The organism is Mycoplasma simbae ATCC 49888 (assembly GCF_000702705.1).
Lineage (GTDB): Bacteria > Bacillota_I > Bacilli_A > Mycoplasmatales > Metamycoplasmataceae > Mycoplasmopsis > Mycoplasmopsis simbae.
Genome location: NZ_JNJG01000007.1, coordinates 63375 through 85108, shown reverse-complemented (window position 1 = coordinate 85108; position 21734 = coordinate 63375). Strand labels below are relative to the sequence as shown.

Sequence of the window (21734 nt, the reverse complement as noted above, 5' to 3'; positions counted from 1 at the left end):
GTGAGGACTGGTGGAGCGCTAAGAAGTGAGAATGCCGGTATGAGTAACGATTCGTGGTGAGAATCCACGACGCCTATTGGGGAAGGTTTCCTGGGCAAGGTTCGTCCACCCAGGGTTAGTCAGGACCTAAGGCGAGGCGGATACGCGTAGTCGATGGACAACAGGTTAATATTCCTGTACTTTCTATAATAGTGATGGAGTGACGGAGAAGGATAGGCTTACCTCTTACTGGATTGAGGGGCAAGTAGCAACTGGAAATTGTAGGCAAATCCGCAATTTGTAACCGGGAGCTGTGACGCATAGGCGCAAGCTGAATTAGTTGATTTCATACTTCCAAGAAAAGCTTCTAAACTTAATATTATGGAAACCTGTACCGAGAACGGACACACGTCCCCAAGATGAGTATTCTAAGGCGAGCGAGAAAACTAGTGTTAAGGAACTCTGCAAAATGACCCCGTAAGTTCGCAAGAAGGGGTGCTCACGCAAGTGAGCCACAGAAAATTATGAGGGGCAACTGTTTATCAAAAACACAGCTCTCTGCTAAACCGCAAGGTGATGTATAGGGGGTGAAGCCTGCCCAGTGCCCGAAGGTTAAGTGGATGCGTTAGCTTTATGCGAAGCGTTGAAATGAAGCCCGGGTGAACGGCGGCCGTAACTATAACGGTCCTAAGGTAGCGAAATTCCTTGTCGGCTAAATACTGACCTGCACGAAAGGCGCAATGATCTCTCAACTGTCTCAACACTAGACTCGGTGAAATTATGGTCCCAGTGAAAACGCTGGGTACCCGCATCAAGACGAAAAGACCCCATGGAGCTTTACTACAACTTCGTATTGAAATTTGGTCTAACATGTGTAGGATAGGTGGGAGACTTTGAAGCTAAGACGCCAGTCTTAGTGGAGTCAACCTTGAAATACCACCCTTGTTATATTGAGTTTCTAACCTGCCATCATCATCGGGTGGGGGGACAGTGCGTGGTGGGTAGTTTGACTGGGGCGGTCGCCTCCTAAAGAGTAACGGAGGCGTTCAAAGGTACACTCAATACGGTCAGAAACCGTATGCAGAGCGCAAAGGTAGAAGTGTGCTTGACTGTGAGACTTACAAGTCGAGCAGGTGCGAAAGCAGGACTTAGTGATCCGGCTGTACATTGTGCAATGGCAGTCGCTCAACGGATAAAAGTTACCCTGGGGATAACAGGCTTATCTTGCCCAAGAGATCACATCGACGGCAAGGTTTGGCACCTCGATGTCGGCTCATCGCATCCTGGAGCTGGAGTCGGTTCCAAGGGTTGGGCTGTTCGCCCATTAAAGCGGTACGCGAGCTGGGTTCAGAACGTCGTGAGACAGTTCGGTCCCTATCTGATGTGGGCGTTGGAATATTGATGAGAGCCGTTTTTAGTACGAGAGGACCGAAACGGACGTACCACTGGTGTTCCAGTTGTTCCGCCAGGAGCATAGCTGGGTAGCTAAGTACGGAAAGGATAACCGCTGAAAGCATCTAAGTGGGAAGCCTCCTCAAAGATTAGTATTCCCTTGAGATTCCTTATAGACTATGAGGTCGATAGGCTGGATGTGTAAGCATGGCGACATGTTGAGCTGACCAGTACTAATAAATCGATAGGTTTAAAAGTAATGTGTATTTATGACATTTCAATGAATTTTAAAACAACTATTCAGTTTTCAAAGAGCACGCTGCCTAAGGCAGTTTTTTTATACTTTAATGCATATAAACCTATATTTAGGCTTATTTAAGCAAAATATTATTCACTTTAGCGTGTTTTTTTGTTTTAGATATTGCATTAAAGTATTAAAATTTAACTAGTATTAGATATTAATTTATAGGGGCATAATGGATATAAAATTTATTTATAAAGTCACAAATGTGCATTGAATTTTATTTTCCTTATTGAGTATAGTGTTAGCATCACTAAGTTGGCTTATACCCTCATTAATATTTGGATACGTGATTGGAGCAAGCGTTTCTTACTTGCTCTTTGAGTTAAGAATATTGCTGAGCACAAAAATATTAACTAGCAAACAAAGTGCTTATGCTTATAGCATGCTTAATTGAGTTTTAGCTTTAACACTAGTTTCGCTTGTATTAGCGTTAATTTTTGCAATCAATTATTTTGCGCTTGGCTTTGATCACATCGTTAGTGGGCCAGTTAATGTGTTTAGTTTTAGTTTTGCATTAATTAATGTCAAAGTAGCAATAATTTTGGCTCATTTGTGAAAAAATAAACGAAAGGAGGCACATGGAAGTATTCGCTAAACATTTTGGTGTTTGAAATCAACCCCAACTGCTTTCACTAGCTGTTACAGTGTTAATAATTTTAATTATTAGTCTGGTTGTATTTATTAAAATCAAAAAAGGCTCGCAAGTTAATAAAGCACCTTCAGCTACTCAGCTAGTGGCTGAAACATATGTTAATATGCTAGATAATGCATATGATGATACAGCTTCAGGTAAATTGCCATGAGCTCGCTTTTACATTTTTGCTCTCGCAACATTTTTACTTATTGGTAATATGCTTGGCTTAATTGGTCTAGAACCTATTGCTTCCTCATATTCAATTACTTTAACGCTTGCGTTAATTACTTTCATTGGCATTTACTTGGTGGGTATATGATACCAGCGCCTATGATACTTTTTCCGTTACATTCGTAACCCCGCGGAAATATTGGGTCAATTTTCACCTTTAATTGCGCTAAGTTGCCGTATGTTTGGTAATATCACCGGCGGAGCTGTAATTATGGCGAGTGTGTATTATGCAGCTGGCTGGGCATGAAGTTTAATTTTTCCCGGCCCGCAACTATACTTTTTTGCCACAATCGTGACACCGTGAATGCACATGTTTTTTGATATTTTCGGTGCTGCAATTCAAACTTTAATTTTTACGGTTTTAACTACCATTTATTGAACTAACGAAGTACAAATGCGTACTAAAAAACCAAAAAAAGTTAAATCAAATGCTAAAGAACAAAATTCTAATATAATCACATTATCAAATAATATTTACTAGGAGGTTATTATGGATAAAGGTTTAATCGCTGTTGGCGCTGGTATTTGTATGCTAGGTTGCATCGGTACTGGACTAGGGCAAGGACTTGCATCAGGGCGTGCTGCTGAATCAGTGGGACGTAACCCTGAAGCTGCTTCAAAAATAAGAACTATCATGATTATTGGTATGTCTTTATCTGAAACAGCCGCAATTTATTGTTTTTTAATTGCTATTTTACTAATTTTCGTATTTGCAAACAGATAAGGAGTAATTTATGCTTACATATTTAACTCACTTATCACAATCCAGCGGAGCATTCGCTCCTAAAAGTGTTGAAGAAGATTTTGGTGAAAAATTTGCCAAATTATATCCTTCTTGACCAATGCTAGTGGCTACATTAATATCACTACTTTTAGTGATGCTTATTTTGTGACACTTTATGTATAAACCAGTCAAAGAAGCTATCGCGGCTCGGCAAAAATACATTCAAGACAATATTGATCAAGCCGAACAAGCTAATTCAAGTTCACAGCAACTTTTGGCCAAGGCTAATGAAAAGTTGCAAATCGCTCATGATGAAGCCCAAAACGTATTAACGCGTGCACGCTTGCAAGGCGATAAAGTTTTAGAGCGCTACATCAATAAAGGCAAACGCGAGGCTGAACGCATAATCGAAGAAGCTAAAACCGATGTAAGGCTGCAAAAAGAACAACTTGAAGAACAAAATCGTGCACAAATTGCTTCAGCAGCGTCAATGCTAAGCCGCAAAATTTTAGCTAAACATGCAAATGAAGAAATTGAAAACGAAATCATTGATCAATTTTTAGAAGGTAAATAATGTATCAAAAAGCTAACGTTGAAGGCTATGCGTATGCATTATTTGAGTTGGCCAAAGAAAACAATGAGCTTGAGCAAACTTACACTCTTTTTGCCAGCTTTCATAACGCGGTGCGTGAACACAAACCATTTTTACAGCTTTTAGCTAATCCTGCCTTGGATAATGAAACTAAATTTAGCTTCATTGATCAAACATTTGCATCTTTAACTACTTCAGATTTAATCACTAACTTTTTTAAAGTGTTAATAGAACGCAAAAGTGTTGGTTTATATTCGCGCATTACTAAACACTTTTTTACTTTGGTAGAAAAACATCAAGGTGTTAAACGTGCCAAAATTTATACCTCATTTGCTCTAGATCAAGCACGCAAGGATAAATTTAAAAACTATTTACAAGCTAAATATAATTGCAAAATTAATTTAGTGAGCATTATTAAACCTGAACTTTTAGCTGGTTTTAGAATCGAAGTAGATAGCGATGTAATTGAACAAAATAACGCTTTAGACTTAGATAAACTTGCTAAATTAATCTCGCGAAAGGAGGCGTAGATGGCATCATATAACGAAGATATTTACAAAATCATTAAAGCTCGCATTAAAAACTTTAATTCAACTGTTGATTTTAGCGAAGTGGGCCAAATTATCACCATTGGTGATGGAATCGCTTTAGCAACCGGGCTAGACAACGCCAAAAACGGTGAAATCATCGCCTTTAAAAATGACATTTACGGCATGGTGCTTAACCTTGAAGAAGAAGTAGTCGGTATTGCTATTTTTGGTCACGCCAACGAATTAAGCGAAGGTGATGAGTGCAAACGTACTGGCCAAGTTATTTCAATTGGCGTAGGCAACGAATTAATTGGCCGTGTGGTGGACGTTTTAGGTCAACCAATCGATGGTAAAGGCGAAATTAAAACCACCAAAACACGTGAAATCTTCCGTGTTGCACCTGGCGTTATGTCACGTAAAGAGGTTAATGTTACCTTAGAAACCGGAATTGTGGCAATTGATTCAATGATTCCAATTGGCCGTGGCCAACGTGAATTAATCATTGGTGATCGTCAAACTGGTAAAACTGCCATCGCAATTGACACAATCATTAACCAAAAAGGCAAAAACGTTAAATGTGTTTACGTTGCCATTGGCCAAAAAAATTCAACCGTAGCCCAAATTGTGCACAAACTTGAAGAAACAGGTGCACTTGAGTACACTACGGTTGTAGTTTCAAGTGCTTCTGAACTTGCGCCTCAACAATATATAGCTCCCTATTCAGGAGTAACTATTGCTGAAGAATGAATGGAACAAGGTCAAGATGTGCTAATTGTTTATGATGATTTAAGTAAACACGCCGTGGCTTATCGTACACTTTCACTATTATTGCGCCGTCCACCTGGACGTGAAGCTTACCCAGGGGATGTGTTCTATTTACACTCACAACTACTTGAGCGTGCTGCTAGAGTTAACTCAACGCATGGTGGTGGTTCAATTACTGCCTTGCCTATTGTAGAAACTCAGCAAGGGGATATTTCAGCCTACATTCCTACTAACGTAATTTCAATTACTGATGGCCAAATTTTCACGCGTGAAAACTTGTTCCACTCAGGTCAGCGCCCTGCTGTTGATGTAGGTTTTAGTGTTTCGCGGGTTGGTTCAGCCGCCCAAATTAAAGCCATGAAGAAAGTTTCTTCTTCGCTTAAACTAGAACTGGCTCAATATAATGAAATGCTTGCGTTTGCTCAATTTGGTTCAGATTTAGACCAATCAACCAAAACCATTTTGCAACATGGTGCTAAAGTGTTTGAATTGCTAAAACAAGGCCAATATCAACCAATTAATGTTTATGCTCAAGTTGCTATTTTACTAGGCAACAAAGAGCGCATCATTAACCCACTACCTAAAGAAGCAATTTTAAAATACCGCGACGAAGTGGTCAAGTTCATGGAAAGCTCAGAAGGAATTATTATTAGTGACGAAATGGCCGCTAATGGTAATGATTTAACAGATGAGATTAAAGCTAAATTAATCAAGCAACTAATTAAAATCGTTAAAGAAATCACGATTGCTTGACCTAATTACAATCCTGAAGATTATGCCCCAATGCCACAGCAATATTGTGCTGAGCTAGAAAGCTAATTATGGCCAGTTTACAAAAAATCAAATCTCGTATTCACACTGTTGAATCGATTCGTAAAATTACGCACGCCATGGAACTAGTTTCCACTTCCAAAATGCGTAAAGCACGCGAATACTTTAATGTGGTCACTTCATATCATGATCAAGTACGCGATGTCTTTGACAAGTTTTTAGCTAATGTGGACTCACTTGAACTCCAAGAATACACTAATCAGCACCGCTCAGCTAAACGTTTATTTATTGTAGTTGCCAGTGATTTAGGTTTAGCCGGAGCGCACAACTCTAATGTTATTAAACTAGCTAAACGTACAATTAATGCTGATGATTTAGTTATTTTAATTGGCTCTAAAGCTATTTCTGCTTTGCAAAATCGCTTTAGTTCACAGCTAATTTGAATGCAAAAATGAGCTAACATCACACCTGATAAACTAGCTCAACAAATAGTTAAATTAGCCATGCAACAATATAACTCTAACGCTGTAGGCCAAATTAATATTATTTATGATCATTTTGTCAACAACTTAGTGCAAAATGAAACTAACGAGCAAATTTTGCCTTATAACATCAACCGCGAGGTTAAACAAAAAGACAAATTGCGCAGTTTAATTGAATTTGAACCCAACGTTGTCGATGTGTTAGTTAACACATTGCCACTTTTTGTGGGAGCAAAAATCAACCTAGCTTTTGCCAGCGCTATTATAAGTGAGTTTGCTTCCCGCCGTGCGGCGATGGAAACAGCCACCGATAACGCTGATGAATTAATTAACAATTTAAACTTAGACTACAACCGCAAACGTCAAAGCAACATTACCCAGGAATTAAACGAAATTGTTGGTGGAGCCAACGCTGTCTAGGAGGAACATGAACGTAAAAGGAAAAATTATTCAAATTTTAGGTCCCGTTGTGGATGTTAAATTCCCCAAAGGACACTTGCCTGCCTTATTAAACTGCTTACGTGCTGATTTTAATGGCACTAGCTTCACCCTAGAAGTAGCCCAACACATTGGCGATGAAACTGTGCGTACAATTGCTATGGTTTCAACTAATGGTTTAGCTCGTGGCGTTGATGTTATTGACACTGGAGCACCAATTTCAGTGCCGGTAGGTGAACAAGTTTTAGGACGCATGTTCAATGTGCTTGGTGAAGCCATTGATGAAAAAGAGCAACCTCAAACTGAATTAATGCCAATTCACGCCCAAGCACCTTCTTATGAAGAGCAAAAAACTGCCAGCGAAATTTTAGAAACAGGTATCAAAGTAGTCGATTTATTAATCCCCTATGCTAAAGGTGGTAAAATTGGTCTATTCGGCGGGGCTGGAGTAGGTAAAACCGTCCTAGTACAAGAATTAATCAACAACATCGCTACTCAACACGGTGGTTTAAGTGTGTTTGCTGGCGTTGGTGAGCGTACTCGTGAAGGAAATGATCTTTACTACGAAATGAAAGCTACTGGCGTGCTAGATAAAACTGCTCTAGTGTTTGGACAAATGAATGAACCTCCAGGGGCCAGAATGCGTGTTGCCTTAACTGGTTTAACCATGGCTGAATACTTCCGTGATAAACAAAATCAAGACGTACTTTTATTCGTGGATAACATCTTTAGATTCACGCAAGCTGGTTCAGAAGTGTCAGCACTTTTAGGCCGTATGCCTAGTGCGGTGGGTTATCAACCTACCTTAGCTACTGAAATGGGTCAATTGCAAGAAAGAATTACTTCAACACACAAAGGTTCAATCACTTCCGTGCAAGCTGTTTATGTGCCTGCGGACGATTTAACTGACCCCGCTCCTGCAACTACTTTTAACCACCTAGATGCCAAAACTGTGCTAGATCGTAATATTGCTTCGTTAGGTATTTATCCAGCCGTAGATCCACTTGAATCTAGTTCAAAATTGCTAGATCCACTAGTTGTTGGGCAAGAACACTACAACGTAGCTTATGGCGTAGTTTCAATTTTGCAACGTTTTAAAGAATTGCAAGATATTATTGCTATTTTAGGTATGGGTGAGTTAAGCGAAGAAGACAAGCTACTAGTTTCACGTGCACGTAGAATTAGAAACTTTTTATCACAACCTTTCACTGTGGCTGAAAAATTCTCTGGTAAAAAAGGTGCTTACGTTAAACTAGCTAACACCATTAAAAGCTTTAGAGCCATACTGGACGGCCATTACGATGAAGTTCCTGAAGATTTATTCTTATATGCGGGCGATATCAGCGATGTTGATGCACGCTACGCTGAATATAAACAAAATCAAAAATAATGAAATCTACTAACTCAATCAATTTATTCATCACTACTCCTACTGGCATTTTCTTTGATGGTCCTGTGCAACAAGTAACTCTTTCCACAATCGCAGGTGGAGCCATTACTTTGATGCTAAACCATGTGCCATTTATGTCGAATATTGCTGTAGGTAAATTATTGATCAATTCAGCTTCAGATCCAGAGCACAAAACCTGTGCTATTGGCGGTGGTTTAGTTTTTACCGATGGTAAAGAAATTAAAATCATCACTGATGATATAGTTTATGATAAAGACATCGTGCTGGCTTGAGCTTTAGATCAGCGCGACCATGCTTTAGCCCAAATGAAATCAGCTGATAGCATTGACTATGTTAAATACGAACTGCAATTGCGCAAAGCTATTTCCAAAATTGACATTTACAATAACCGCAAATAACACAATGCACGCCATTGTGTTATTTTGTATAATTGGGGCAATGAAAAATATAATCACCAAATATGAACAAATTTACAATCGACTAAAAGATAAATTTGATAACTTAAACAACGCCATCGACGCGCTTGCATGCGAGCTTGAAACATTAGACCAATTAAAACAGTTTTATCACTCAACTCAATACCAACAGCTTATTACAATGGATCAAAATACTGATCAATTCGCTTCATTGCCGCGCGCAATTTTGTCTCAGGATGCAATTTACAATTTATTTTTAGATGCTGATGAAACCATCTCAAAACTCGATGAGCTTACCTTAGCTATAGATAAGGCAATTTCTTAGTTTATTCATCACTTACCAACACTTAAATGTTATAACCACTATATACTTTTTTACTTTTTAGTTTTTAATCAAATACAACCGCACCAAAAAATATCCTTTTTTTAGTAAACATGGATAAAAAAACAACATCTTTTTTAAAGCTGGACAAAAAAATTAACATCTGAAAAAAAGGTGTTAATTTTTCGTTTTACAGAAAGGGAATTAAAATGTCTAAACATTTAACCAAGGAAGAATTTTGTCTTATTTATCAAACATATCTAGAGGAAGGGTTTGAAGCTTCAATCAAAGTTATGTACGAGATTTCCCCAGATACCCAAAAAGCTAAAAGGAAAAATATTCGCAAACGAATATCCAAAATAATAAAATACTATAATTTAGGTATGGAAGATAAATTACTTACAAAAAAAGGTTTGGAGCGTAAAAAAGGAAGTGGTAGACCTAGAAAACGTATAGAACCTGACTGGAATATTTTTAATAAAGATGAACTAATAGAAATTGCTAAAAGATATTATGAAATAACTAAAGATTTACCAATTAAGGACAAGATTAAGGAATCACAAAAGATAAACATAAGTGCGGTAAAACTTTCAACGTTTTTTAACCTTTGTCGACAAACTATCTCAAAACATAAAATTATAAATATCAGTGCAAAGAAAGTCAAACACAGCGAAATCATTAAAGAAGCATTTAATTCTAATAAAGGTCGTTATGGAAGAGAGAAATTAAGTGTTTATATTGAAAAAATGTACAAAATATCAATAAATTCGCGTACTTTGGGAAGATATTTAAATATTTTGGGTTTAAAATGCATATTGAGACAAAAAAGAAAAAATAAGGAAATTAAAGATACAGCTTCTTCAATTTTAAATATAGTTAATAGAGATTATAACGATAGCTTAAATAGAAATATTTTTGCAACTGATGTTACATATGTTAATTCACCGCGTGATGTACACGAGTCTTTTGTGTATTTATCTGCTATTCTTAACCACAAAACAAAACAAGTTATAGGTTTTAAACTATCAAAAACAAATAATTTAGATCTTGTTTTAGACAATCTTAAAGATATTGAAAACTCGGGTTTCAGTAATTTCATTATTCATTCAGACCATGGTTTTCAATACACTAACAACGCGTATTTAAACAAGGTTAATGAGCTTGGTGGTACAGTTTCGCTATCTAGAGTTGGAAATTCTCTGGACAATAGAGAAATTGAATATTGATTTGGAATCCTAAAAACAGAATTATTGAACCACTTAGACTATACAAAAATATCGTTTATTGAGTTGGAATCAACTATAAAAGATTATATCCATTGATACAATTTCAATCGCATTCAATCAAACTTAAATTGAAAAACACCTCAGCAATTTGTTGAGATGTTATAATCATAAAAAAATGTTAATTTTTTATGTCCATGTTTATTGAGATGTTATTTTTTGTCCATGTTTAAAACGTTAAGTTTTTTTGCTACTTATTTATATTCCTTATTCTTCAAAAGGTTTAAAGAATCAAGCTAAACCATAACTCATTGGGTTTTTTGCGTGTAATTTCATGATGAATGAAGCCAGCGAGTTATTATTATTTAATTCCAGTGGGTTTTGTTTATTTCAGTTTATCCCAAAGTAATTATGAGAATTAGTGCTGTAGGTTCATGATTGCAAGAATGTTAAAGGCGCACCTGAATTTATTGTTGAGATATATTGATTATCTGGACCAATAACTCCTGTACCAGAGTTACCCGCGTTAAAGAATGTTTGCACATAGCCATTTTGGCGTGAAAAACCAATTGTTTTATCAGCTGATGAAGCTCTGTTGGCAATATAACCACTTTGCTTACCATATGGGAATCCGTTGAAAGCAAAATGTTTACGTGTAGGTGCTCAAAATTCTAAATCTTCAGCACCATTAGTTTTAAGTTCTAAGTCCGGCAAATCAAATCAATTTTGCAATCAAAATGCTTTTAAGAACTCGCCCTTAGCTTTAGCCTGCGCAATTAATGGATTAATATCCACAATTGAAACAGTAATATCTACAAAACTTTGCCCATTGCCCTGCTTGTCTTTTTGTTTAACACCTGTTCAAACTACATTTGTGTTTTTTAAACCAACATTATACAATCCGCCTCAATAGCTAAATCCTGCATCCACAGCATTGCCATAATCTGGTGCGGCTATAGCCATGTAACCGCCATTTGTTTGTTTAGGTAATGCGTCACCAGAATTAGAATCTATATCAAAATTATGCCCTGCTTCCACGTGGTTATTAGTAATAATGTAGAATTTGCCATCTTTAGGATCTTTGTTCACTTTAGCCAGCATGGTGGCTGAACCAAATCTATATCCAAATGTACGCTCGCGTGAGTTTTTAATTAATTTAGTTTGCTCGGCATTTGAGTCTCATCCTTTATGCATGAACTCGAAATCCATTAAATAACCTTCGTGCAATTTGTAATGTACGTTTTGGTTTGGATTATATTGCTCTAAATCATATGCTTTTTGATCTGAATAGAATGTAATTGGCTGATTTTCCTCATTAAAATCAATTTTGTGATAGTTAAATTCATTAGTTTTAATGCCAAAGTCCTCATTTTCAACACTGTTTGTGTACTCAATGTGAAACGCCGCTGAATTTTTGGCTAGTAAAAAGGCTTTTTGTGGGTTAAATTCATCAAATTTTTCACTTGAATAAAAGTTTGCACCCTGATACACATTTTGTGAAATTGTACCTAAATGTAACTTATATTGCTCATTAGTTACTCTAAATTTAAAGTCAATATCACCATTAGTTTTAAGTGTTGCTTTTAATTCATAATTAATAGTTGGTGCTTGGCCCTTACCTTGATTTTCAAAATAAACTTTAGATGTATGACCTGTTAGAGTAAGCGTTGTATTGGTTTTTAATGCGTCATAATCTAAGGTTAAATCCTGACCTTCATTAGCTTCGCGACCAATAATTCTTTTTGATCTATTTAGGTTTTGTACCAACGTATTACCAAACAAGTGAATATGAATTTTACGTCTTGAAGCGTTGTTGGCTTCAAAAGTTTTAGCTAAATATTTAGCTTTAAGCGTGAAATTAGCGCTTAGATCTTGTTCATCAAAGCTTCATAATGCGTCTTTGTAAAATAGCTCTAGTTCACGACTTCTAGTTACAGAATTATTGCTATCATAAATTGTGGTTAAAGGCTTAGTTTTACTGATATTTAACTGAGCTTGTGTGCTGTTTTGGCTTGAATTAAACCCTTGAATTAAATATCATGTTGAGCCTTCAATGTTGGCACCATTGGCACTGTATTTTAGCCGAATATAAGCTTTATTTCCTTCGTGAACCTTAACTTCTGAAAGCTGAATATCGCTGGCGTTAATTGTGAAATTATTGTATGTTAATGCTTGTGGTTTAATGGTTATATAAGAATCAAAATTCGATGAATTTATTGAGCTTGCACTGATATTTTGTACATTTATGTTTAAATCCGAATGTTTAATCCGATTTAAAATTACCTCTGGATACAATTTAATCTTGTAGTCATTTACTAAATTAACTAATGTGATTCTATGATTTGTTTTATAACGCTTATTAGTGTCTTGTTTATTGATAAAACCAAGCTTAAAGCTCATTTTGCCTTTTTCTGGATTTTGAACATCATAGAAGTAAATAAAGTATTTATTAAACAATGCATTTGTATCTACATTATTTGCCTGATCTGAGCTAGTAAAAATATCTTGATTTTGAATATTAATGCCGTTAGCATTGCTTGGTTCATTGTTTGCTTTAGAACCATCAGGGTTAGTAGTTTCACTTGGGTGAGTGTTAGCAAAGTTATTATTATTGGCGTTATCTACTTGTGGCGTATTTTTTATTGTAAGCACGTAATTAAGCATTGATGATGCTTTTTGGGCAACAATATCGGCTGGATCAATTAAGCGGTACTGTACTGATTTAGATCCATTTTTTTCACCTTCGGCTTTACGATAGTCAAAATTGCGAGCATTCAGCTGATTTATTGCATTAATATCTGCTTGTTCAATTGAATTTGATTGACCCTGTGAAGCAATTGGTTCAAAATCAGCATCTGTATATTCATTACCAGATTTAGGTTTAATGTCTCTATATTGCGCTGGTTTTCAATTCTTAATTGTGATTTTATTTTCGTTTTCAAAAACACTTTCTCTTGTTGATGCGGTTGTATTATATGCAACTCATTGATTTGAATCGTCTTTGTATCAAAAGAATATATCAGCACTTCCTGCTAAATTATTTTTTGAAACTGTTTTTTTAGCAAAAATTTGATACTTACCAATCTTTGGAAATTCATAAAATTCATTGAACATTTCAGCAGGATCGCCTTGAATTACTGAATAAAGACCATTATTTTTACTTTGATCTTTGATTTTCAAGATGCTGAATAATTTTTCCCCAGTTTTATCAGCTAAAATTTCTTCAACTTTATCTTTGTATCTTTGATCTTCGGTAGAAATGACTGGTTTATAGTAGTTTTTCTTAGCGATTGCAAACTTGATTTCTTTTTGTAATTGGCCTTTAGTTAAGGTGAATATAAAGTTCGCTGTCGAGTTTAATTCGTTTTGGTCAACTGAATATAAATTGCCATTTTGTAATTTAAAATCAACTGTTACATCATCGGCAACATTTCAATTTACAGTGTTGTTTTGCGATTTAAATCACAGTAATAATACTTGTTTAACTTCTTCAAAATTAAGTTCATTTTGAGCATATTCTGAGTATTTTTTCTCAAAAACAGCTATTTGTTTTTGTTTTGGTAAACCTCTAGGGTTAGGAGTTTTAAGAGGTTCTAATTTAAATACCTTATTATTAAACTGATCTTTAATAGTTTCATAAAACGGAGCAATTTTATATTTTCAGAATCAATATCTAAAAATCCCTTGTTCTTTAGTTGCTGAATCATACTCAGTTTTGTTTGTTTCTGTGAAATATTGGAATGTATTTTTACTATCATCAAAATATGGGTCAGAATCAATAAATTCTTGCGAAAGTGTAATATTTGCATCAAAGCTTTGATCTTGAATGAAGCTAATTGATTGCTTAGATTTAAGAGTTAAGGTTTTAATAAGGCTATTATGTAAAAACAATTCAACCTCAAAACTTAATTTGTTATCAGCATCAACTAGATTTGATTGACCTTGTTTAATATCAAAAGTAAAGTAATTTGATGTGTATGTTTTAGATTTGCTAATATATTCATTTAAATTGGCTATGTTTAAATCAATTTTACTTATATTTGACAACGCAACATAATTAATGTCGTATATTTCGTCTAAATCAGCTACATTTAGATCTGTAATTAATTGATTTACATCAACATTAGGGTTAATTTGACTTAAATCAAGTTGTGCGCTAACGTTTGCTCTTTGATTATCGTTTAACGTTGATGTGGCAATATAATTAAATTCAACAATGTTTTTGTTATTTTGGTTTAAATTTACTGAACTAAGTTCATAATTTACGCCATTTGCTTTAGGTTCCACTAGGTATAATTTAGCATTTTCTTTATTGAAAGATACAGAACTAAGGTACCTTTTAATATCATATTTATCTAGTCTTGGGTCTAAGGTAATACTTAATAATCTCTGCGCTTTAGTTTGAAAATCTTGATCAACCTCTTGATCATTTTGGTTTTGTTTGAACTCTTGCATTTTAGCATTTCATGCGTGTATAGCATTCAACACATTATCTTTGTATGTATCTAATTGTACAATATTAAAATTTTTAAGTTTATTGTTATCAAAATGAATTACAACGTGATTTTTAAGTTGTGCAAGCTCACGGTTTTGTTCCTGAGTCAAATTGGTAGACGATAAGCTTTGTTCAGTCTGTTTTGCTTGTTCAAAATCAACAAAAATTTGATCTAATTGAGTCAATTTATTGCTAATTTGTTCAATTTTACTTACAAGTGTTTGTTCCAAAACTCAAGTAGATAATTTGTTTTTCAATGAATCAATAAATGGTTTAGAAGTGAGTATATGATTGAAAGAGTTTTTAGCTTCTTGCAAGCGTTGTACACCGTCAAGATTGTTTAATTTTGTTGTTAAACTGTGCTTAAATTGTGTCAATGAGTCTAAATAAGAATCAGTTTCACTCATTGTATAAATATGTTTAAGTTTTTGTGCTGAACTAGCATCATTAAACATATTAGAAGCAACATAATCATCAAGATCTTGTTTGTTAGAAGCATTAATATAATTAGAATCTGTGTTTGCTACAAGATCAGTGTATTGGTTAAGTTGCGAGTTTAATTCATTTTTAGCATTATTTAAAGCTTTTGCACGTTCAACAAGCAATGAAATATTTGCTTTTGACACTGAATTATCAATGTTTTGATTAAATAAGGACTTACTTTCATTTGTTAAAAGATCTAGACTATTAATTTGTGTTTTAGATTCAGCTTTTAGATTGATAATTTCTTGGTTTTGGCTTGATTTTTCAGCAAGTTTAGCGGTTATTTTTTCCTTTAGATCATGCAATTTTGCATTTAATGTTGCTAAATTGTTTAGGTTTGAATCATCACTTTTAAGAGCAGAATATGAATTTAATTCTTGACTAATAGCAGGCTCGTTTTGATATTCATTATTGATGTTGTCTAATTCGCTTGTTAGTTCTTTGTGTGTTTGTAATTTGGTTAAATAAGTGTTGAAATTAGAGTTTTGTTGGAAGTCATTTTTTAACTCTTGACTGGCAATAATAACTTTTTTATCAATAAAAATGTGTGAAAAATCAATAGATTCAATAAATGAATCATATTTATTTTTAAACTCTTGCACATTCAATTTTGTTTGTTGATTTTGTTGTTTGATTGCGTTTAAACTATCGTTTAAGTTAGCAAAATTAATATCAACCTCGCTGCTGTTTATTGTGTTTGCAAGTTGTAATGAAAGTAAAGCGAATGGATTAGCGTTGCTAACTAAATTTTCATAAGCATTTTTAAAAGAATTATCACTCAGTAAAGCAATATTTTCCTTGATTTGGTTTTGCAACGATTGATAGTTATCAATTAAGATTTGCAACTGGGTGTAATAGTTATCATTTAGCAAGTATTCGCTAGTTTGGTTCCCTTTTAAATTAGCTAATATTTTATCTTTAAATAGCTTTAGCGAAGTTAAACCCGAGCTTATAATTTCGTTTACTTTTTCAATGTATTTTTGTTTATTATCATCTTCTTTTTTAGGTTTAGGTCGAACTACTTCGCTTTCTTGTACGCTTTTATTTCGACTTAACCCTATTCCTAAACCAATAGCAGCACCAGTCACTAAAACACCTGCTCCAACAGAAGCAAAAATAATTTTTTTGCGTTTTTTATCGTTTTGTAAACTCATAGTGTCTCCAATTTAATTGTACATATTATATTTTTCTTAAAGTTTGCATAATTTCGCTAACATTAATGTTAGGCCAATATTGCTTTTCCCATTTATGCATAGGTTCGGTTGTAAAATCATTGATTAAATCAAGGAAATATTGATCAAAATCTATTTTTTTGCCATTTTTATTTAATGTTTGAGAGTTAGTTGCATACACATTTTGTTTGATTCAATCACGAATTTCTTTTTCAGCTTCATTAATTTTTTGCTCAATGCTTAAAGCGGAGTATTTTATGCTGATTTTGCCCACTGCATTTGCAAAGAAAGCGTAGGCAAATGTATTTTTATTGGCTTGCGCTAGCAATTCATTTAATTGATCAGCGGTATTATTTTGCACTAACAGTGAAAAATAATAAATCTTGTTTATGATCTCTTCATTACTTGAGCCAAAGTCTATTTTAAAACCTAAAATTCGCAGAAAAATTACTGTAAATCTATAGAAAAAACGTTTATTTCCGCTAATTAATTTGTGTGAACGCAACAATGCAATAAATAAATTAAACATTAAGTCATGTATATTTTCAATGCCATATTGAACTCTACGCATTAAATAGTTTTGATATACTTCGCCATTGTTTAGGTATAAATAATCCATTTCAGAATGTTCAAACTCTTTTAGATCATAAAAAGTTCTATTTACTGCATAGTTAATAATTTCGGCTAAATTTATTATGCCTTGTTGAGAATGCAAATCTAACTCAAAAATTGAGTTTTTTGAGTCATTTTCAGTAGTTTCAACTGGTCTAATGTGTGCTAATGCCTTATCGATGGATATTGTGTCTGTGCTAGTTAAGACTAAATTATTTTTACTCACTTTTCTCCTTTGGTTAATTATAAAAATTAATTTGCACCATATTTAATAGGCAAATTAATTTTTTATTTAATGAATGGTTTTTCAAATTCATTGAAAATATTAATCATTTTATATTTTTCTGGATATAGTCTGTTTCTTCTTTGAATTAATGCAGCAAATGAACCCTCATTATAGTCGTTTAATTCACCCAAAAAGTTTATATATTGGCTATTTAATACATATCCTAAAGAATAATTGTGAAGCGATGCTGCGTGAATACCATAAATGTTTCCCTCAGCATCATAAATTCCTGTTCCAGATGAACCACCAGTTAATAAGTGGTCAGCTTCGCCGTTTTTTTCTCCTTTAAAGGTTCTAAAAACTGTGTATTGATCTGAATAACCCAGGTTATGATCTCCAGGATTTACTCTAAAGAATTCAGCCATGTAGTTAAATCTAACTTGAACATTTTTCTTGGTACGGCCACTGTTTGAACCAGGGAAGCTAGAGGCATAAAGTGAGACAAATTGTTGACGTTTAATGTATCTACTCATCCTTGAAACTTTTACATTTTTATTTAAGTTTTTTCAATTGTATGCGTGCTCTGCAGCTTTAAACTTGTCACTATTACGCATTGATGCGTTGTCTTTGTGTTGATTATAGTAATCAATTAATGGTTTTATATTCATTTTATAAATTCAAATGTCAGCCGCTGATCTAATGGGAGCTGATTTACCAGTTACTTCACTGCCATCAATTTTGCGATTGTTTGTAGCTGCTCAAACAAATTCATTATCAGTATATCATTCGCCTATAGAGCCACGTGTAGTCGTTGTGTCGGTTTTATCATTATGCAATAGTGGCGAGTTGACGATTGTGCTAGGTGAAACTGGGACGTGTCCATTGGTTGCAAAATAGTATCAATTATCAGCATCATTATCAGGATCAACTTTAGCAACAATTCACCCTGAACCATAATCAACACCAAAAGAACGAGCCACAACTTCCTTAAGAATTTTATCGTTTGTTAAATGATTTTTTGTTCTTCATTCTGTGGCTGCAAAATCAGCTTCTTCGGGCGCAGTTTTTGGTTTAAAGTTAGTTTTTTTGTCGAATAAGAAGCCACCAATATTGGCATATGAATCAATGTTTTCACTTACAAATTTAAGTGGTTGTGATTCATTTTCAATATACATTAATGAGAAGTAATTTTGGGCTTTTTCAACAAAAGTTGAGTAATTTTGCGATAAATTGTGAATATAAATATCTTTGTTGATTCTACCTTTTCTAGCTTGCAATTCAATGGTTATATAGCCATCATTATCCAAAGTGACTTTTGCTTTCAATCTTTGGTTTATTAATTTAGCTAGTTCTTCATCAGTGTGTAATTTTTTGTATAAATCACTTTTATCTGTACCTTTATTTAAACGTGTATAAATTTGGTTTCAGTCTTGAATAAAGTCTATTTTAATGTTATCTAAGGTATGTGAAGCAGCATTTTTAAGTTGATCATATGAGAAAGAAACTGCGTATGAATCAGTGTTTTGAGTTCATTTACCTAAGTTAATGTTGTCAATACTTGCAAAGAAGTTGAAGTTGAAAATTACATCTTTTTGGCTATCTAAGTTTTGGAATTGAGAAAGTTTTTTTCTAATGGTGTATGTTGTACGATCTTGTGATTCTTGGAACTCTTTTTGTTTGTAATTTTCAATTAGTGTTGCGTAATTATAGTTTAAACCACCAATATTGTAGCTAGGTATATAAAGCTTAGTACCAGTTGGCAAATAATCCGCTTCTGGCAATACGGCAAACATTTTTTGTGTGTTTTTAATGTAGAAATTATTCAACACTTTATAGTTTTCATAGTTTAGAGCAACATTTTTGTTAACTTCAGAATCTGCGGTGTAATCTGTTGTATAAGCACCTGTAAAAGTAAAATAGCGATCTTCAAGGTCTTTTCTGGTGATATGACTTGAGTTGTCAATGTTGTTAATCTGAGATTTAAATGAATTGCCTAATGCATCAGTGAAGCTATGAGTTTCTTCAAATATAGTTGTTGATAAATCGGATAAATTATTGATAAAACTTGATATATCATAGTCTTTAACAGTTCTTAAATTATGCTTGTTAACAAGTTCAATTCTCAATAATTGTCAATTAATGCCCTCAGTTAAATGTGAAATTCTAAAATTGCTTAATTCATCAAGATTTAAAAACACATATTTATGATTTTCTTCATAGTCACGTTGTTTTTCTCTAAAGTCAAAGCCGGTGCCATCAAAAGCATAACGGTCTCTGTCTCATTCTAAATTGGCATTAGTTGCTATATTTTGTTTTTGATCAACAAAAGTTAATTTTAAGTATTTGTTTTTGTATTGAGCTATTTCATCAGCTCTAACGTTAAGTTGGATATTACCAATAAATTCGTTAGTGCTATCAACCTTGTTAAATGAAACGGATGTTATTTGACTGTTGTAGTTATTATTGATTGTAAATTCAATATTTTCATTGACATTTATTCGTTTTAATGAATCCAGTTCATAGGCAGAAGTAAGCACATATCTTGAATAACCTTTGTTTATTTTTGATGCGTCAGCAACAAAAATTTGACCATTTTGTACAACACCTTCCAAAGTCACGTCGGCATCGTAAACATTATCGTATGGCTTAAATGTCAACATTACTTTTTTATTTACACCTAAACTATATATATTTCCTGATGCACTAATTGTAGTTCCGTTATAACTTACCGAATTAATGTATGAATTAGTTAATTGTGAATTTGTGGCTTCTTTTTGTGAAACCTGTATGTTTTGTGCGATTATAGAGTCATTATATCTGACGCTTTCAAGATATGGTATATTACTTTGATCAATATTAATTACAAATATTGAGCTATTTCCATCATAATTAAAACCATAATTGTGTATTCCAATATTGAAAGATAATTCTTTATTTTTAGCTTTTGGGTTACCACTAAAGTGAAATATTAGTTTTGATTGATTATCAGAACTAGTCTGCTCAACTCTATTTAAAACTAATTCTGAGTAATTATCAATATTGGCTCCTAAATTATTTGTTCCTGTGTTAGGTGTAGGTTCGGGATTGTATGGCTGCGAGTTTTGATTGTCTGTGTTTGGTGGAGTTTGTTCGCCATTATCTCCGCTGTTAGATGAACCATTTGTGTTGCCGTTACCATTGTCGCCATGATTAGAGTTATCATGGTTGCTGCCTGGTGTTGAAGGATTTTGATTATCTCCGTTGTTATGTGTGTTGTCGCCAGGGTTTTGCGGTGAATTATTGTTGCCTGTGTTTGATCCACCAGAATTGTTGTTAGGATCTACCGGAGGTTGTTGTGTATTTGATCCAGTGTTAGAACCATTACCTGTGTTTGGATTAGTTTCACCAGGATTAGTGTTATCAGGATCTTTTGGTTGCCCATTATCGGGATCATTTTTTGGCGGAATGATTAAATTGTTTTGCGCAGTTCTAAATACAGCTTGGCGACTTAATAAATTTGTTTCGTTAAGCAAAATATCAGTTAAAACATATTGAGTATCGCGTTCCAAATTGGTTAGAGTTAAGCTGATTATGTTTTCGCCAGCCTCTTTTCCAAAGTAATTAACTCCAAAAAATCTTTGATTTCCATTTATTTTAAATGAAAGTAAGCTAACGTATTTTAAATCCTTATCTAAAGGGAATTTAAAGTTCAAGCTAAGCGAATTTGTGTCTCGAGCACTTAACTCAACATTACCATTGATTTGTTTTTCAATCGGCAAGATAGTTTTTTCTTCTGCGGTTGCAGTTGCATCATTGTATTCAGGAACGTGAAAGTTTAAATTAGATAAATCGATATCTAATTTTTTGTTGTTTAAACTTACAGATGTTACTGTGTAATTTTCCCCTGGTTCAAACAGTGAGTGATCAAAGAAAATTAATTTTTTAGCTGTGTCGACTTTAATAGATTTAATCACTTTGTGATTTAATTCGGTAAACTGTACAGCAATCACATTTTGTTGATCATCTACGAAACCATTTTGTGCAAAATCAAACGAATGGCCTAGAAATAAATTGATACCGGCAATTTTATTTTCATGGCGTAATTTAACTACACTTATTTGGGGAACATTTAAGCTAAAATCAATTTTTTTTCTATAAGAATGAGTCTTTAATACTGAATTTTTAACAATGTATTCGCTGCCATCAATCAAAACGGAATTGATAATAACCTTTTGATTTGGCTTAAAGATATTGATATTGATGTTGGTAGAATTTTCAAAAAATTCTAAATCCGTAGATTTAGGCTCAAATTTTAATCCGTTGTTGTAGTTAACAACAATTTTGCTTTCAGGTTTGATTTTTTTATTAATTTGCAAAGTAACAGTATCTACATACTCAGAGCTTGCCAAAATTGAAACATTATCCTGTTGATTAGCGGGATTGGTACATGAAGCTGCCAAAATTGTTGAAGTAAACACTGAGGAAGATAAAGCTGAAATAGCTAGCAATAATTTTCTTGATCTTTTCATATTTAAATTATATTTAAATATTAA

The 21734-nt window shown here is 33.9% G+C and carries 14 protein-coding genes and 1 rRNA gene; 12 read left to right on the top strand and 3 right to left on the bottom strand.

Annotated features, from left to right (window positions below):
* From T329_RS0102425 to T329_RS0102370, 12 genes are all read left to right on the top strand, one after another.
* Positions 1-1629, top strand: a 23S ribosomal RNA gene (locus T329_RS0102425); the annotation flags it as partial.
* A gap of 218 nt (positions 1630-1847) precedes the next feature.
* Positions 1848-2270: a hypothetical protein gene (locus T329_RS0102420; RefSeq protein WP_051630139.1), complete on the top strand. Its 423-nt coding sequence runs from the start codon at positions 1848-1850 to the stop codon at positions 2268-2270.
* On the top strand, positions 2254-3021 hold the full coding sequence (locus tag T329_RS0102415; protein WP_029608856.1) for a F0F1 ATP synthase subunit A: 768 nt from the start codon (positions 2254-2256) through the stop codon (positions 3019-3021). Before T329_RS0102420 ends, T329_RS0102415 begins: the two co-directional genes overlap by 17 nt.
* A gap of 9 nt (positions 3022-3030) precedes the next feature.
* Positions 3031-3264 (top strand): ATP synthase F0 subunit C, encoded by a 234-nt coding sequence (gene atpE, locus T329_RS0102410; protein ID WP_029608855.1) that lies wholly within the window; start codon positions 3031-3033, stop codon positions 3262-3264.
* Positions 3265-3274: 10 nt separating this feature from the next.
* Positions 3275-3838: a F0F1 ATP synthase subunit B gene (gene atpF, locus T329_RS0102405; protein WP_084273873.1), complete on the top strand. Its 564-nt coding sequence runs from the start codon at positions 3275-3277 to the stop codon at positions 3836-3838.
* Positions 3838-4386 (top strand): ATP synthase F1 subunit delta, encoded by a 549-nt coding sequence (gene atpH / locus T329_RS0102400; protein WP_029608853.1) that lies wholly within the window; start codon positions 3838-3840, stop codon positions 4384-4386. Before atpF ends, atpH begins: the two co-directional genes overlap by 1 nt.
* Complete coding sequence (atpA, locus tag T329_RS0102395) at positions 4387-5970, top strand: F0F1 ATP synthase subunit alpha (protein ID WP_029608852.1); 1584 nt, start codon at positions 4387-4389, stop codon at positions 5968-5970.
* Between the two features lie 2 nt (positions 5971-5972).
* On the top strand, positions 5973-6824 hold the full coding sequence (gene atpG / locus T329_RS0102390) for an ATP synthase F1 subunit gamma (RefSeq protein ID WP_029608851.1): 852 nt from the start codon (positions 5973-5975) through the stop codon (positions 6822-6824).
* Between the two features lie 7 nt (positions 6825-6831).
* Positions 6832-8232, top strand: coding sequence for a F0F1 ATP synthase subunit beta (gene atpD / locus T329_RS0102385; protein ID WP_029608850.1), 1401 nt, complete (start codon positions 6832-6834; stop codon positions 8230-8232).
* Positions 8232-8651 carry a FoF1 ATP synthase subunit delta/epsilon gene (locus tag T329_RS0102380; RefSeq protein WP_029608849.1) on the top strand — a complete coding sequence of 140 codons (420 nt, stop codon included), beginning with the start codon at positions 8232-8234 and terminating at the stop codon, positions 8649-8651. Before atpD ends, T329_RS0102380 begins: the two co-directional genes overlap by 1 nt.
* A gap of 40 nt (positions 8652-8691) precedes the next feature.
* Positions 8692-8994: a DUF4298 domain-containing protein gene (locus tag T329_RS0102375; RefSeq protein ID WP_029608848.1), complete on the top strand. Its 303-nt coding sequence runs from the start codon at positions 8692-8694 to the stop codon at positions 8992-8994.
* Positions 8995-9200: 206 nt separating this feature from the next.
* On the top strand, positions 9201-10382 hold the full coding sequence (locus tag T329_RS0102370; protein ID WP_029608847.1) for an IS3 family transposase: 1182 nt from the start codon (positions 9201-9203) through the stop codon (positions 10380-10382).
* A 99-nt stretch (positions 10383-10481) separates the two neighbouring features.
* On the opposite strand, the gene T329_RS0102365 is transcribed toward T329_RS0102370, so the two are convergent.
* The 3 genes from T329_RS0102365 to T329_RS0102355 all read right to left on the bottom strand — a co-directional run bounded on the left by T329_RS0102365 (position 10482) and on the right by T329_RS0102355 (position 21710).
* Positions 10482-16346, bottom strand: a complete 5865-nt coding sequence (locus tag T329_RS0102365) for an MGA_1079 family surface serine endopeptidase (protein ID WP_029608846.1) — start codon at positions 16344-16346, stop codon at positions 10482-10484.
* A gap of 25 nt (positions 16347-16371) precedes the next feature.
* Positions 16372-17202: a hypothetical protein gene (locus T329_RS0102360; protein WP_029608845.1), complete on the bottom strand. Its 831-nt coding sequence runs from the start codon at positions 17200-17202 to the stop codon at positions 16372-16374.
* Between the two features lie 62 nt (positions 17203-17264).
* A complete protein-coding gene (locus T329_RS0102355) occupies positions 17265-21710 on the bottom strand; it encodes a hypothetical protein (protein ID WP_029608844.1) in 4446 nt (1481 codons plus the stop codon).
* Positions 21711-21734 lie beyond the last annotated feature (24 nt).